At 66.9% G+C, this 16,215-nt stretch carries 8 protein-coding genes; 4 read left to right on the top strand and 4 right to left on the bottom strand.

What is annotated here, in order from left to right:
• The first annotated feature begins 94 nt into the window (after positions 1–94).
• The 3 genes from AC4ELS_RS23740 to AC4ELS_RS23730 all read left to right on the top strand — a co-directional run bounded on the left by AC4ELS_RS23740 (position 95) and on the right by AC4ELS_RS23730 (position 3,541).
• Positions 95–589, top strand: a complete 495-nt coding sequence (locus AC4ELS_RS23740; protein ID WP_499049562.1) for a DinB family protein — start codon at positions 95–97, stop codon at positions 587–589.
• A gap of 87 nt (positions 590–676) precedes the next feature.
• Complete coding sequence (locus AC4ELS_RS23735; protein ID WP_499049560.1) at positions 677–3,286, top strand: helix-turn-helix transcriptional regulator; 2,610 nt, start codon at positions 677–679, stop codon at positions 3,284–3,286.
• A gap of 54 nt (positions 3,287–3,340) precedes the next feature.
• Positions 3,341–3,541: a hypothetical protein gene (locus AC4ELS_RS23730; RefSeq protein WP_463792279.1), complete on the top strand. Its 201-nt coding sequence runs from the start codon at positions 3,341–3,343 to the stop codon at positions 3,539–3,541.
• A gap of 7 nt (positions 3,542–3,548) precedes the next feature.
• Here the strand turns inward: AC4ELS_RS23730 and AC4ELS_RS23725 are convergent, their stop codons facing one another.
• The 4 genes from AC4ELS_RS23725 to AC4ELS_RS23710 form a co-directional block, all read right to left on the bottom strand.
• On the bottom strand, positions 3,549–6,653 hold the full coding sequence (locus tag AC4ELS_RS23725; protein ID WP_499049558.1) for a hypothetical protein: 3,105 nt from the start codon (positions 6,651–6,653) through the stop codon (positions 3,549–3,551).
• A complete protein-coding gene (locus AC4ELS_RS23720; RefSeq protein ID WP_499049556.1) occupies positions 6,650–11,785 on the bottom strand; it encodes a hypothetical protein in 5,136 nt (1,711 codons plus the stop codon). The genes AC4ELS_RS23725 and AC4ELS_RS23720 overlap by 4 nt, the downstream gene beginning before the upstream one ends.
• A gap of 765 nt (positions 11,786–12,550) precedes the next feature.
• A complete protein-coding gene (locus AC4ELS_RS23715) occupies positions 12,551–13,753 on the bottom strand; it encodes a serine hydrolase domain-containing protein (RefSeq protein WP_064960472.1) in 1,203 nt (400 codons plus the stop codon).
• A gap of 51 nt (positions 13,754–13,804) precedes the next feature.
• Complete coding sequence (locus AC4ELS_RS23710; protein WP_499049553.1) at positions 13,805–14,893, bottom strand: AraC family transcriptional regulator; 1,089 nt, start codon at positions 14,891–14,893, stop codon at positions 13,805–13,807.
• 187 nt (positions 14,894–15,080) lie between these two features.
• On the opposite strand from AC4ELS_RS23710, the gene AC4ELS_RS23705 reads away from it, so the two are divergent.
• Positions 15,081–16,208 carry an NDMA-dependent alcohol dehydrogenase gene (locus AC4ELS_RS23705; RefSeq protein ID WP_064879700.1) on the top strand — a complete coding sequence of 376 codons (1,128 nt, stop codon included), beginning with the start codon at positions 15,081–15,083 and terminating at the stop codon, positions 16,206–16,208.
• Positions 16,209–16,215 lie beyond the last annotated feature (7 nt).

Below are 16,215 nucleotides of genomic sequence, written 5' to 3'. Positions count from 1 at the left end.
GTTGAGCGGCCCGCCGCTGTGGCTGGTTGAGCGGCGCCTTGCCGGAACGGCAAGACGCGTGCCATCGGGCGCGGCCGTGCAGATACTGGGCAGGGTGGATACCAGCGAGCGCCGCAGGCACGACAGTCCGCCGCCGCGGACGGGCAACAGCGAATCCGAGGTATTGCGGGGGTTTCTCGACTATCTGCGGGCGTCGATCGCTGCGAAGGTCGACGGCGCGCCGGAACCGATGGCGCGTACATCGGCGGTGCCGTCGGGGACCACGCTGCTCGGCCTCCTGAAGCATCTGACCTATGTCGAACGGTGGATTTTTCTCGGGGACGACGTCACCGACTGGCAGGCGACGTTCACCGTCGAACGGTCGGACCGCGCCGCCGACATCGTCGCCCGGTACCGGGAAGCCGTCGCGCGCGCCAACGAGGTACTCGACGAGTGCACCGATCTTGCGGCACCCGTTCCGCGATCCCGGCCGGGGCGCCCCGCGGCCAGCGCCCGATGGGCCCTGGCTCACATGATCGAAGAGACCGGCCGCCATGCCGGTCACGCCGACATCCTGCGCGAACTGATCGACGGCACCACCGGTCGATAACCCCGCGGGGGTCGCACCGCATCGCTGGCGGCATCGAAGTTCGTCGTTACCCGTGCTAACGACCGGACCTCCGCCTAATCTCGATGCGTGCGACTCGCCTGGCCGCTGACAGGGCGGTTGGAGGAGAGCCGGCTGATCGATGCCGCGCTGGCCTCCACCGAACTGTCCGGGATCGTGATCTATGGAAGCGCAGGGGTCGGTAAGAGCCGTATCGCCCGAGAAGCGCTCGCGGTAGCAGACACCGGCGGTCACGAAACGCGCTGGACAGTCGGAACATCGGCCGCTCAAGGGTTGCCGCTGGGAACCTTCGCGCGGTGGGTGGGCACCTCGGACGCCGACAGTGTGGCGCTCGTCGGCCGCGTGATTGACGGCCTGACCGGAACCTCCGACGGCCGGCCGGTACTCGTGTGCGTCGACGATGCACACCTGCTCGACGGGTTGTCGGGCTTCGTCCTGCAGCAGATCGTCCAGCGCGGCGCCGCCAAGCTCCTGTTGACCGTTCGTACGGGTGCACCGGTACCTGCCGAGGTGCTGACTGCGTGCGACCGCGGCCGGTTCGAGCGGTTGGACCTGCAGCCGTTGTCCCGAGACGAGTCGACGCGGCTGTTGACCGCCGCGCTCGACGGCCCGCCGGACGAGGACGCAGCGGCACGGCTGTGGCGGCTGACCCGGGGCAACGTGCTGTACCTGCGAAACATCGTCGAGCAGGAAGTCGCGCAGGGACGTCTCGCGTATCGGCAGGGCTACTGGCGGTGGGCCGGCGATCCGGTGATCCCGCCGAGCCTGGTCGAATTGATCGAGACGCGGATCGGTGCACTGCCACCGGCGGTGAGTGAGGTGGTCGACGTACTGGCGGTGGCCGAGCCGATCCAGCTGCATCGGCTGGCGGCAATCACCGATGCCGATGCGGTCGCGACGGCCGAGGCTCGTGGACTGATCACGATCGATCCCACCGACCGTGAGGTCCGCGTGGCGCACCCGTTGTACGCCGAGGTGCGGCGCAACCGGGTGCCGGGTTCTCGGCTGCGCCGCCTGCGGGGGCTGGTGGCCACCGCGCTCGGCGACCGGGACGACCGCGACTCCATGCGGGTGGTGGTGCGGCGAGCCGCACTGATGCTCGATTCGGATCTCGCGCCCGACCCCGAGTTGCTGACTCGGGCCGCACAGGGCGCGGTGTGGTTGTCCGATCTGGCACTGGCCGACCGGCTGGCTCATGGGGCAATCTCCGCCGGAGCCGGCGTAGAGGCGAATTTCATTCGCGCCCATGCCTTGTCGTGGCTCAGCCGGGGCGAGGAGTCGGACGCGATTCTCGGTGCGATCGGGGCCGCCGAGCTCGACGACGACGGCCGCGCCCGGCTGGCCTTCCTACGTGCGTCAAACCTGCTGTGGTCACTGGCCGATCCGGAGGGCGCCAAGCGGCACGTTGACGATGCGGCGGCGGACATTCCGGCTGCTGCCCGGGCCGGCATCGACGCGTTCTACACGGTGTACTGGGCTGCCATCGGAAGTCCAGCGCGAGCCGCGACAGCATCCAGCGGCCTGGACCTCGATGCGCTGCCCGCCATCGTGGGTGCGGTCACGGCGTGGGCCGTGACCGTCTCGTGTGGCGACGCAGGGCGTGCCGACGATGCGGTCGCCGCCGCCCGGGCCGGCTACCGCATCACCGAGCGTTCATTCGATGCCGCGCACATGAGATTCGTCATCGCCGACGCGCACATCGGTGCGCTGCTACTGGCCGGGCGGATCGGTGAGGCGCGTGAGGAAGCCGAGCAACTGAGCCGTCAGGCCGCCGAACTGCCCGGGGCAGCGCAGCTGTTCGGCGTCGCGCTGACGGGTCGCGCCGCGGCGGGGGCCGGGCAGCTCGGCGCCGCGGCTGAACTGCTGGATCCGGTGGTCGAGACGATGCGGGCCGCGGGGGAGACCAACGGATTCGGCTATCGCTTTCATCTGCCCAGGGCCACTGCTCTGGCCATCGGTGGTCTGTCGGGCGACTCCACGGTGGTCGAACTCGACGAGTGTCGGCATCCCAGTTGGCATTACCTCGCCTACGAGCATGCCCTGGTCCGGGCCTGGGTCGCTGCGACTCAGGGGGCGGTGTCGGAGGCCGTGGAGATCGTGCTCGATGCGGCAGATACCGCAGGGGACAACGGGCAACTGGCGGCCGAGGTGTTGTGCCTGCAGACCGCGGCGCAGTTCGGCGACCATTCCCGCTCCCGACGGCTCGACGAGTTGACCGGTCTGGTCGAGGGGCCACGGGTCGGTGCCGCCGCCGCGCTGTGCCGGGCCCTCGCCCATGACGACGGCGACGGGTTGGCAAAGGCGTCAACAGAATTCGAGGCATTCGGCGACCTGGTCGCGGCGGCCGATGCGGCCGGTCGCGCGGCGGTGGCATATCGACGCAAGGACATGCGGGGGTCCGCCCTGGCAGCGGCGGCGCGCGCGACGGCACTGGCCGACGCATGCGGTGGTGCGGCCACGCCGGCGTTGCTCGCCGTCGCGGAACGTCTGCCCTTGACCGGCCGCGAACGTGAGATCGCGATGCTGATCGGTGCCGGGTTGTCCAGTCGTGCGATCGCCGACCGGCTACGCCTCTCGATCCGCACCGTAGAGGGGCACATCTACCGTGCGATGGCAAAAACCGGTGTATCCACCAGAGCCGAGCTGATCGCGCTGCTACCGCGGCGGCATCGCGACTGATTCGGGTATCGCGGTACTCACACCGGTTCAGTGGAACCGTCGCATCCTGGATCGATGGCCGACGAGGGGGACTTGCAGGAACAGGCGTTGCGGCAACTTCCGTTGCCGTACTCGCTGGCATTGCGGCTCCGCGACGCCGGAGTGGCACGTGAACTGGTGTGTGAGTACCTCAGCGTCGAGGACTCCGCGCTCGACGGCATCTACCGGATCGCCGAGGCCAAGCTGGCCGCGGCGGTGGCCCGGGTGGGAGCGTAGCGCGGCCTTAGTCAGCGGCTGCAAATTCCGTCAATGGACCTGCCTGCCCCAGCGGATTGATCAGAAGAGCTGCGTAGCCGACGGCATCAGCGTGCGAGTCGCGGATGTGCAGTTCGGTTGACATGAACGCCCAACCGTCGACTCCGCTGGGCGTTGGTGGGAGCACAGTGAGGTCGGCGTCGCCCGGGGTGAGCCAGTGACGTTCGCCGTCTGCTGTGTTTCGCCACAGGGCGAGGCGCCAAGGCGCGATCTGTTGGGCATGCTGAGTCGGCAGCCCGGTGAAGGTCACCTCGAGACCGCCCCCGGCGGCGTCGCGATGCACTGTCGCATGCAGGGCCGGCGTAGGTGCGGTGACCATGGCAGATACCGGCGCGCTGGGGGCGCTCCACTCGCACGGGTGAGCGTCGATGAGCCCGCCGGTGTTCGCGATCGGCGATGGCAGTGGCGCCGCGCCGGGCCGGGTTGAGACCTCTGCCGGGTAGCGCACCTGCGCGGTGACCGCGATTGTGACGAATGCGGGTAGAACGGCGAGCTTTTCGGGGGCAATATCTGCCCGGTAGGTATCGGGTGAACCGTCGACGGGGACAAGGGCGCCTTCGTCGACCTCCGTACCGTAGAGGTAGGAGGTGGATGCGGCCGCCGCGCAGCTCACCCGGTACTGCGGTGGGGACTGGCTCCCGAGGCGCGCGATCACCGTGCCGTTGATGCCGTACGCCTGGACCTGCACGCTCAGTCCACCGTCTTTGGTGTCGATATGCACTACCGGTGAGGGCGGCTGATCGCTGCCGGGTACGGCCACCGCTGTGAGTCCGCAGCCATCGAACGACGCCTCCACCTGCGCATGGGTCAGCGGCACCACCCGGACGAACTGCAGTGTTTGCACGGAACCGGGGATGCTGTGGGTGAATCGGACTGTCCCGCCTGCGGATAGCGGTACCGGGGTGAGCAGAGTGAACGATTCGCGCTTCATCGGTTCGTGCTGGTGGTCGTAGAGTGCGGCGGCCCGGGTGGCTCGGTTGGCGGATTCGGGAAAAACGTCGAGTTGTGCGGTGACGACCTGTTCGTCGGCGAGGTAGACGTTGTAGGCGGCGTGGCCTGGCTCGGTCGGCCACGACAAGTCGATTTGCGCGCGGCCCACCGGATCCCGTCGTGACGACCACAGGATGCGCGGGGCGGTGCTCAGTGGTCGTGGCCGGCGCGGATCGACAACGCGCACACGCGCCGTGGCTGAACGGCTGTCGGCGGTATTGGGGTTGAAAGTCGCGGTGACGACCTGGTCGGCGATCTCGCCGGTCTGTGTTTGCGCGGCAGGGAAACTCACCTTCACCCGGTCGCCCGGGAACGGGGCGTTCACGATGTGACCATCGACGCTTATCTGGGTGATCGGCGCAGTGCCGGGACCTAGCGCGTCCGGTGGCGGCACATCGACCTCGACGGTGATGGTTCCCGGTGAGAGTGCGCCTGGGGGCGCGTCTCGCAGGTCATAGTCGGCGAAGTAGTGCGCTTCAGGACGCGGTGCGGGCAGCGGTGGCCGCGGTGGCGGTGTCGCGTGAAGCGTCCCGGGTTGGCCCCATCGGCCGAACTCGTCACCTTCAGCGACCTGCCAGCTCACCGGGCCGACGTCGGCGGGCACGCTCGAATCGACCAATGTGCCTTGGCATCCGGTGGGTAGGTCGCGGCGGCCGGGCAGCAGGGTGAGCGCCCGCGGGGTTCCGTCGACGTCGATGAACGCGTGCTGCGAGTGGATCGCGCCATTGTCTGAACGGGTGAAGGCGACTGGTCCGGCCGGCGGCGGCCCGAGGATGGCGATGTCCTGACGGTAGGTGTTGGCCGCGGTCCACTGGGCGGGGCCGTCGGCAGCCAAGGCCAGTGGCGCAGGGGGATCGGGGAGGGCGCCGATGACCGCCGGCGTGACCAGCACGAGTTGCTGCAGGCCCCGCGAGGCGAGCAGCGGTTGGTCGACCGGGGCGCCGGCCGGCAGCCATGAGTTCATCGCCTGGGCGTCTGGGCCTGCAGACTTCATCGCCGCGATGAGGTGGGCGACGGTGGTGTTCGGACTGCCTGCAGCGACCGTCGCGGCAGGGTCGGCTGCCCACACCCCGACAGCGATCCACGCGACCGGCACGGAGTCGTCGCCGACGTCCGCCTGCACCGGGCAGGACAGTCCGAGCCAGCGTGCGATGCCCGGATCGGTGGCGGCGGTGATCAGGGTCTGGATGGTGCCGAGTTCAGTGGTGGCCTGTTGCGCGCGGTTGGGGATGGAAAGCGGCGTGCGGTGCCTACCGGGATAGGAGCCAGGATCGGAGTAGGCCTGCTGCAGGAGCGATCGCACTGAAGTGATGCCCATGTCTGCGATGAGCGTGTCCACCCGCGCTGCTTCATCGTCGGCGTCGGCGGCGCGGTCGGTGGGTAGGTCGGCCGGCCCGGTGTGCCGTGGGGCACCGGCGACGGCCCGGTCGATGCCTGCGCCGGAATCGACCACTGGGTCGGCCCACGGCGACACGTTGTCGAGTGGCAGGAGAAATCGGACTTTGTCGGCCGCAGGATCGACGTACTCGCGGTTGATCAGGCTTGCATCGAGGCCGACCACGTTGCGTGCTATCCCGTCACCGACGAGGCGAATGCGGCGGATGCGGGATGCGGCCAGGGCGAACGGAGCTCGGCTGCGCGACAGCAGTATTCGTTCCTGATTGCCTCCAGCGCGACCGATCACCGAGATTTGCACTGGGCTGAATTCTTCGATGTCGAGCCGAATCCAGCTGATCCATGGATCCTTGTTGCCCTCTTCGTCGGGGCCGAGGATGTCGCCGTAGAGGGGGCGGTCGGGCTTGATCGCCATCTCGGGATCGGTGCCCAGCGGTTGGACCGTGCCGTTGTCGTCGTAGATCCACCAGAAGACGCGCAGCGGCCGCACCAGGATGCGGTTCTCGGGGTCGAGGGCGTCCTTGCGCAGCGGGATGAAGGTGAAGCCGCGCAAGGGGAATCCGATAGCAGGGTTGACCCACGCGCGTAGATGCGCGCCGGTCGCGACGTAGGGATCGTCGGCGGGATCGCGCACCGCGAGGCCCGAGACGCGGAACAGAGATTCTGGGGTGAAGGCTTGCGGTTTCACAGGAGCACCTCGCCGGCAGCTGGGCTGGTTGTCGTGCAGGTGGCGGTCTTGACGGTGCCTGCGTCGGTGTAGGCCAAGGTCAGCGTGACCGGTTGGGACGGCGCGATGACCAGCGGTGCCGGCGGCGTGAACAGGTACCGGCATTGCGACGAATCGCCGTACCGTCCGCCGAAGTTCACGCCATTGACCTGGAAGCTGGTGACGTCGAGCCGGCCTTGCCGGGCCAGCGGCTCCGGGGATTCGACCAGAACGCCGGCGAGGTTTCTCGTGTTGGAGGTCCACAGCAGCGATGTGCGGCCGGATGTCGGCAGCGGCCACCCTTCCATGCCGAGCGCTGTCAGTGCCGCGGCGAGTGCGGCATCCGAGATCTGGGGCTCGGGCAGGACGGCGGGGGTGATGCTGAGATATCCGTGCGGCGCGCCGGGTGGGGACCGGAATCCGAGGTCGGCGAGTTGGTCATCGGGATTGCGGTAACGCGATGTGCTGAAGATGATGCCCGGCAACGGGTCTGCCGGTGGCGGGTCGGCTTGGCCGTCGACGTGGTTGCCGACGAAGCCGATGTTGAGCTGATAGGTCGCCAGCGGCTGCAGGTCATCGGTGGATGCTTTCAAGCTCGCTCCTGACTTCGGCACCGGGCAGCTGTGTGCGGTATCGATGGCGAGGTAGCGCTGGCCGAGCGAGTCGAGAATGTCGGTATCGGTGAGGTCCTGCCATACCGCTGGATTCAGAACCACCAGCCACGGCGCCGGGTGGGTGTCGCTGCGGGGCGGACCATCGGTGCGCTGGCACGCCAGATCCAACCGATACCCGTACAGGCTGGCCAGCTGGTCGACATGATCGACGTCGAAGTTCGCCACGAGATCGTCGTCGAGATACCACCACTGGGTGCGATCACCCGGGCTGTAGCTCTTCAAATACCGTGCCAGATAGTCGGTCTTGAACACGGCCTGCTCCCAGGCGAATTCCCGCCAGGCAAGTTCCGCTACGGGCGGATGATGCACCACCACCGCGCCCGGGGGCGGGAGTTTCGCGGTACGGAAAAAGTACTCCTGCACCTCCTCGGGGAAGAGCGTGGGCGGGACCGGGGGCTGCTGCGCGGCGCCTTGTTCTGTCTGGCCCGCGGTCTGGGTGACCACACGGACCAGGTACAGAGCATCGGGATCCAGCTTGAGTGGGGTGCGGAACTGCGGTGGGGCATTGTTGTGCTGGTCGACGGTGTTGGCCGCATCGGTGGCACTCTTGGCTGCGGCCTTGGCGTCCTTGAACGCGTCCCAACTGGTGCCGTGCAGCCCCAGAACGGTGATGCCCTGCAGCAGCGGGTATCGGAGGCGAGCGCCACGGGTGGTGGTCGGAGCGGTGTAGCCGACCCGCAGCCGACCGTCAGGCAGATCTGCTGCATTGGTGAACAGCCAGTCAGCACCGGAATCGATGTCGACAATTGCGATTTGGTCGACGAGTTCGGGGAAGGTGCCATCGAGGATCACCCACAGCTCCGCCTCACGCAAACTCGTGTCGGCAACGACAGTAAGAGAGATGGGTTCTTCAAGGCCGAGTGCCTTCAGGCTGTCGCCGAGTGGTTGATACGACCTGATCATCGGCAGCCCCAGCGCGGCCTCGAACGACCGCCCCTCGATGGTGATGGGATCGACGGGGACGACCGACCCCGGCCGGAAGGTGAACTGTGCAGGGATCAAGCTCGCCATCCCAGCTTCGCTGAGCGGCAGACCGCGTCCCCAGGGGTTCAACGTGACTGCGGCGGTGAACCGTGAGATGTGGGTACCGGGTTCAGGTGCGGCCGGCAACGTCCACCCGGTCGGCGAGGGCTGCGCGAGGTCGCCGAGCGCCCAACCGGGCATCGCAGAGTGCGGCACCCGGCAGGCAGATGCGGTCGCGGTGACTGGATCGACACCCGGTGCAGTGTTGGCGGCGCCGTCGCTGCGTCGATGTGCCCACATGTCCGACCGGTGAGTCAGCAGGGCCAACTCCCTTGCTCCGCAGGGATTTCCCGTGCCACCGGCACCGACCTCGGCCTGTTTGGGCTGCTGCCACGCCGCCTCCAAACTGGTGGTGAGCAACGCCGGGACACCGTCGACACGCCACAGCTCGACACTGTTCAGATAGTGCGTGTAACGCAGTTTGTCGTTGCCGGTCTGACCGCTGGCGTGCAGACTGTCCACACCTGCGAACGCGGTGTTCAAGTTCGCAAGGTTGGGTCCGAGATCGAACTGCAAAATGGGCACCACGTCCGGCCACACCGTCGGCGCGTCATCGGCGCCGGCAGCGCCCTGCCCCACCTCGACATAGTGCCGATCCGACAGCGACATCCTGAGCGGCCGCCACGGGGCGGGCGGGGGCACGGCGGCGCTGGGCTTGTCGGGCCCGATGTGAAGGTCCACGCAACCCTCAATCTCGGTGAACCACAGGTCGATACTGCCGCACACCCGGAAGTCGGCGGCCAGGAAGTCGCCGGGCCCGAGCTGCAGCGCCAGGTCGGCATGCGCGCCGATGGAGAACGGGCCCAAATGCAAGGCGCCCCCGATCGTTCCCGATCCGGCCAGAAACCACGGGTTGGTGGCCATTCCGACCGCGGCGCGTGCCGAGAGCTGCAGCCAGACAGGTGGCACACCCCAGTTCAGGCTGACGGCGAACCCGAAGCCGATCGCCGGGCCAGGGAGTGTGATCGACGTGCCGCCCAGCTTGTCGATCGTGTCGCCCTGCACCATCAGGTAGGCCGATGCCCCGATGTCGAACAATTTGGGTAGCACCTTGGCAGTCATCGGGCCTGGGGGACGGCCGGGCATTCCGTCTGAGCCCAGCCGGAAGTACCAGGACGACGGGTCGGCGAACGGGAGCCTGGCGTCGAGCGGAATTTTCACCTCTACCAGCTGCGGGGGATCGGAGTCGATGACGAAATTGCCCCTGGCGCCGACGGTGATCCCGTCCTCGTCGATGACGATCAGTCCCTTGAGGGGACTGTTCTGGGTGTTCAGGAAGTCCGGGGTGTGTAGGACCCGCGCATTGACTGCGAGGCGGAACGACGGATCGGGCACGGTGACGATGAGCTTGCCGGTGGCGCTGAAGGTGAACGCGAGGTCGTAGAGGGTGCCCACACCGGCCTGCAGACCGAGCATCATCGCGCCGGCATCGGGCACCGTATCGTTGGGAGTCCACTGCAGCTGCCGCTCGACGATGTCGTCACCCCCGGCGGGCAGTACGGGGCGCATGTTCAGGCCGAACATGCCGCCGAGACTGTAAAGACCAAGTCCGGTCGGCCCCAACGGAATCGCACCGGGCAGTGAGCCGGTCACATCCAGCAGGAAGCTCGTTCCGCCTTTGTAGACGAAGATGACTCGGGCTCCCACTCCCAGCGGTGCGCCGATCTGGGCAGAGATGTCAGCGCTGAAGCCGTCGTCGGTGATGTTGGCTGCGCCGTGCCCGGTCAGTGCGGCGGTGTCGATGTCGACACCCAAGCCGCGCAGTTGCAGGTCGACGTGTCCGTTGCCGTCAGCGGTGATGCGCACCGTGGCGTCGCTGACGGTGATCGGGCCCAGATCGGCATTGAACTTCAGATCGATTTCGTACCAGAGTGATCCGTGGCCGGATCGGGTGCCGAGGATATCCAGCAATGAACCTGGTGTCTGTACGATCCAGGCGCCCGGGTCCTCCACATCCAGCGTGGCGTTGGCGAAGCTGAGATGGATCGACGCCAGATCTTGGCCGGTCGTTTCGACAGCGACGTTGCGGTAGCGGATCCGCATCGGGCGATTGTCAGCCATGGCGATACGCATCGCATTACCAATGCTGAACGTGCTCACCTTGACGTCGACGAGATAGTCGACACTCAACCGCATGGCCTGGCCCGCGCCGGCGGTGGACAGCGCCACCGAAGCACGGTCGATGACCACCTTGCCCGCGGAGTCGAAGAAAGCACTGGCCGCACCCGCGGCGGTGAGTAGTTCATGCAACCAGATCCCCGACTCGTCTCCGCTGGGCGGCTTCTTCGCCCCGAGCTCGGAGTCGGCGATCAGCGCGGTGGCCAAGGCCGCCGCGGTCACCACCGCTTTGCCACCGGCATCAGTACCGGTGGCCTTGACCAGGCCGTCTGGCCCGGCCGCATCCACAGACACTTCGAAGGCGACCGCCGCGGCCGGCTGCAGTGCGCGCGAGCAGCGCACACGCACCGTCAGCGGATCACCGCCGGCGAGGGTGAACGCGCCGCCGCCGGGGCCGGGCGCCGCTTCGTCTCGGCCTGCGACACCAAATTTGGCGGTGGCCTCGATCGCGGTGGGCAGTAGGTCGGCCAGCGAGGAGGCGGCGGGGTCTTGCCACTGCATCCGTACGTCGATTTGGGGGCGCGTACCGGCAGCGGCGATGGTTGCCTCGACCGAGGCCGCCAGCCCACCGGGAGTGCCCAGCCGCAGGTCGAAATCGATGGCGTGCCCGCCGATCAGCGGGATGTCCCGCGGAACGTAGAGCTTGGCGTTGCGAATGGCCAGGCCGGTCCACTCAGGAGAAGGGGAACCCGGCGCCGAGGCGATGGTGGAGTCGTCGACGATGATCCCATCGGTGATGTCGATACCGAAGCCGCTGTCTCCGAACAGGATCTGAGTCGGGGTCGGCTTCAGCACGAACACGTCATCTTGGGGGTCCTGACCCAGTTCGAACTTCAGCCAGGTGATCGTGGCCGCCGCGGTGGGGGTGCCGTGGACGCGAAGGCAGAGGTCGGCGTGCAGGTCGACCGGGTCGCCGGTCTTTGTCAACCATTCTCGCGGCTGTCCGCCCTCCGGGTCAGGTTCAGTCTCGCGACGCGCGGCGACCAGTACCGTGTTGGGATCCACCAACGTCAAGGCGTTCTTTATTCCGGGCAGGTCGTCGAGGAGTAGGTCGAGTTGAAAACCGCCTCCGGGCAGCGCTTTCCACCGATACCCGATATTCGGACCGAAGCGCGCCAAGTCGACAGTGAAGAATCCGAGCAGCTTGGTGTTGACCGTGCCTTGAGCGGTCCCGGAGTGCACGTTGTTCCCGTCGACCACGTCATTGGATACCTGCAGACCAGACAGAAACGCCTCGATGGTCGGGGATACCGCGACCCCATGCCTGGCCGGTGCCAGGTCATCGAAGAGGTTGCTCATCGCATCATCCACCCTCACTCCAACTCGTGACAACAAAGTCATATCAACGCGGAGTCGAAGATGTGCGAGTAGTTCACTACTGCACTTTCCGTTTCGCGGGCGATCTGCTACACCGTGTGTTCCGGCGAGCTCAGATCGACAAGCCGCTGTCTGCTGGTGGCCCAAGCGTCGAAATGGAGTAGCCCGGTACTCGTGTTCGAGTTGCAGGGGCTGCCCATACTGACCTCAGCGCAATTCGCGCGCTTGGCTCATCGAAGTCGGGTTGGAAAACGGCGGGTTATTCACCCAGTCGTTCGTGCTCAAGGCGACGCGAATTACGTTGCTCTGACCAGAAATTCACCGCCAGAAAAGGGGGAGGACCGAGATGCCCTTCTTGTTTGTCGGGAGCAAGCTCCTGAATATCGCGCCGGAGTCGCCGAACGATGGTCTGACCATCGCACTAGCGACCATGAACAACCTAGGATTCGCCAACCTGAGGAGGGGAAACGATGTGTCCGGCTCGCGGGCAGGCGCCTTCGTGTCGGCGTCATGCCGTCCCGGCCCGGGGGACAACTCATTCTGGGTGTTCGTCGCCTCGGCCGGAGAAAACGAGAATGCGACACGGGCGGGAGTTGACGTGGTGATATCGCACCTCTGAAGTCGCGGTGTCTTTCCGTCCGGTGGATTCGGTGGATGACAGGGTCTCGGTAGCGTGCGGGATGAGTTTCACCCCGCGGATGCGAGGTCGACCCAGTGCGGGAGCCGAACGGCCCGAGTCATCACACGTCAGAGATCGAGCGCCTGGTATGTCCGCCGAACGAAACGGGGTTGGGCCACCTGAAGTTTCGCAGTCGAGGTGTTGCCGCTGACGGCCGCGGCGTCCACCGACAGATTCGGATGGTTCTGGATCAGATAGATCAGGATCAGGTCCGCCGACGGGTCGGCCTGCCACCACGTGCCGTAGGCGCCGGGCCAACTGAAGGTGCCCGACCCACCGGGGCCGAACAACTGGCGTGACTTTGTCGGGTCGGTGACCACCGACAAGTTCAGACCGAAGCCGCGACCCACCCAGAACGGTGCGCCAAGGAACTGGTGTTGCTTCTGTTCGGGGGTGAGCCGATCGGTGCGCATCACCTGGACCGACTCCTCGGACAGCACGCGCACCCCGTCGACCGTGCCGCCGGCCAGCAGCATCCTGGCGAACTTCAAATAGTCGTCGGCGGTGGAGAACAAGCCAGCCCCACCCGTGCAGAACGGGGGATCGGCGATCGGCGCCGGGCCCATCACATCGTGGGTCAAGGTGTTCTCGGCGGTCAGCTGGTACATCGTCGCGGCCCGTCGCCGGCCGGCGGCGTCGACCGAGAAGCCGGTGTCGACCATGCCCAGCGGCTCAAAGATCCGTTCGGACAGAACCTGGGCCAACGGCTTGCCCTCGATGCGGGACAAGGCGATCCCCAATACATCGGTGGAATGACTGTAGGTGAGGCGTTCACCGGGCTGATGGGCCAACGGAAGCTTGGCCACCTCGGCCAGCCAACGGTCCTGGTCCTGGCGCAGTGACAGCTTGCCGTAGGCCGTCGCCAGCGGCCCCAGCACCGAGAAAACGTAAGCCAGACCGCTGCGGTGGGTCATCAGGTCGTCGAAGGTGATGGGTCGCCGCGCGGGCTCGGTGCGGTCCAGCGGTCCGCGCGTCTCGCGCAACGCACGCATGTCCGCCAGTTCCGGCAGCCATTTCGTCACCGGCTCGTTCAGCGCGAACTTGCCCTCCTCGGCCAGTGTCATCGCCGCCGCCACCGTGACAGGTTTTGTCATCGAGGCGATCCGGAAGATGGTGTCCCGTTGCATCGGGAGCCGGGCGTCGACGTCGCGGTGTCCCAGGGCGTTCACCTGGAGCACCTTGCCCGCCTGCCACACCAGCGTGACCGCGCCGGCCAACAGCCCGGCGTCGATCGCCTCACGGATGGACGTCTGATTGCCGTCGAGATTCATCCGCGTCAGCCTATCCAGCGGCGGAGCCCCGATCTCCGCTACCTCCGGGCGTCACCCTCGGCGCCAGCGCCTGCGGGCGCGGACCACGCTCGACCAGTCCTGGTACCCGAGCCGGCGAGCGATCTCATAATGCGGAATCATGCGGTCCCGCAGGAGATTGTCGGCGACGCTCCGGCGTACCTCGTCCAGGACGGCCCGGTAGGTGGTGCCCTCGCGCTCGAGGTGCCTGCGCAATGTGCGCGATGCGTAGTGCAGGTGCAGCGCCACGTCTTCCAGGGTGAGGTCCAGAGACGACTGGTCGAGCAGATGTGCGCGCACCTGGGCGGCGACCCCGGTGTGGTGCAACCGCTCGGCACGGATGCGGTCACAGTGAGCGACCATCAGCTCGGTCGTGTGGGCATTCGCCATCGGCGGCGCCAGGTCGAGATAGCCCACGTCGTAGACGATTTCGTTGCGGGTGCATCCGAATGACACCGGCACCCGGAAGTAGTCCCGGTACACGTCGACACGGCCCGCGACAGAAGGAGCCGGGAAGGCGAACCTGATTTCGTGTAGCGGGACCGCGTCGACGTCGGGGAACGTGTCGCGCTGGATCTGCATGACCGCGGTCAGATCACGTTCGATGACGAACCTTCGGATGGCCTCGGGGATGTCACCGGCATCGAAGGCCAGGACGTAGTGGTCATCGTCGATGCGGGCCGTCATGGTCGAGAAGGCGAATGTCAGCATCGCGTAGTACAGGCCCCGATGGACCGTGTCCCGCACGCTGGCCGACGCAGCCAGGAGATAACCCAGATAGCCGTAGGCGGTCAGGTGGTAGCGGCTGCCCAGTTCCACCCCCGAACCGGGACTGTCCGCGCACAGGGCGGCCAGATTGCGGATCACCGCGAGCTCCTGACTGGCCTCGACGACGGTGTCGATGTCGGTCAGGCAGGAGGCATCGAGGTGAGAACCCGCCAGCACCGCCTCGGCAGGGCTGCCGCGCCGGGCCGCCCACTCACACATGATCGCTACCGAAACCGCAGTGCGCGGGTGGTCCCAGGGGTCGGTCATGGCCGCTATGACCCGGTTGGTCGATTGGAGGACCGGGGAGCTGGGCAGTGCCTCCTGATCAGCGGATTCGGCGAGGACCGACGTCATGACGCCCAGTTTTGCCGACCTGGGGAGCGGGGTCAACGAGGGCATGAGCCACCGAAGTGGCCGGAAATGTCGAGTTGTGGCCGGGACGGTCCTGTCGGACGGCGCGCCACCGCTCTACGGTTCGGGGGAGTGATTCCGATCTCAGTTCGCCCGGAACTGTGTCGGATGACACGCGAGGAGACGCTCTGTGAAAGTCAAGGCCGCTGTCGTCGAGGAAATCGGCGCACCATGGACGATCTGCGAGGTTGACCTGGGGGACCCGGTTGCCGGTGAGGTGCAGGTGAAACTGGCCGCGTCGGGCCTGTGCCACTCGGACGCACACGTCGTCGCCGGCAGCAGCCCGGTGCCGTTCATGCCTGTACTCGGCGGGCACGAGGGTGCCGGCGTGATCACCAAGGTCGGGCCCGGGGTCACCGGACTGGAGGAAGGCGACCACGTCGTCCTCGCTTTCATTCCGGCGTGCGGCACGTGTCCGTCGTGCGCCACCGGTCTGCAGAACCTCTGCGACGAGGGCGCCGGGCTGCTGACCGGCCAGGCTGTCTCCGACAAGACGTACCGGGTGACCCGCGACGGCCAACCAGTCATCCAGATGTGCCTGCTCGGCACCTTCGCGCCGTACGTCACGGTCAGCCAGGCCTCGGTCGTGAAGATAGAGAAGGATGTGCCGCTGGAGGTGGCTGCCTTGCTGGGCTGCGGAGTCTCCACCGGCTGGGGCTCGGCGACCGAGATCGGCGACACCCACCCCGGCGACACAGTCGTGGTGATGGGCATCGGCGGCGTCGGCATCAACGCCGTGCAGGGTGCGAAGTTCGCAGGTGCCCGGTTCGTCGTCGCGATCGACCCGGTCGACTTCAAGCGGAAGAAGGCGCTCGAGTTCGGCGCCACCCACACGTTCGCCTCCGTCGAGGACGCCGCCGCCGAACTACCCGACCTCACGTGGGGAAAAATGGCTGAGGTCACGATCATCACGGTCGGCGAGATCAAGGGCGAACACATCCAGCAGGCGCTGAGCCTGACCGGCAAGGGCGGACAGGTAATCGTCACCGGCATGGGCGATTTCACCCAGTCGACCGTCGACCTCAATCTGTTCGAGCTGACCCTGCTGCAGAAGCGGGTCCAAGGGGCGGTGTTCGGCGGCGTCGGACCCCGCACCCAGATCCCGAGACTCCTCGATCTCTACCGCTCCGGCAATCTCAAGCTCGACGAACTCGTCACCACCCGCTACCGCCTGGAAGACATCAATCAGGGCTACCGGGACATGTTCGACGGCAAGAACCTTCGCGGCCTCGTCGTCTACTCCGACACCGACTACTGAACCGAAC

This window comes from Mycobacterium shunyiense, assembly GCF_058270035.1.
Note: the sequence above shows the minus strand (reverse complement) of the source record. Positions and strands in the feature narration are given on the sequence as shown.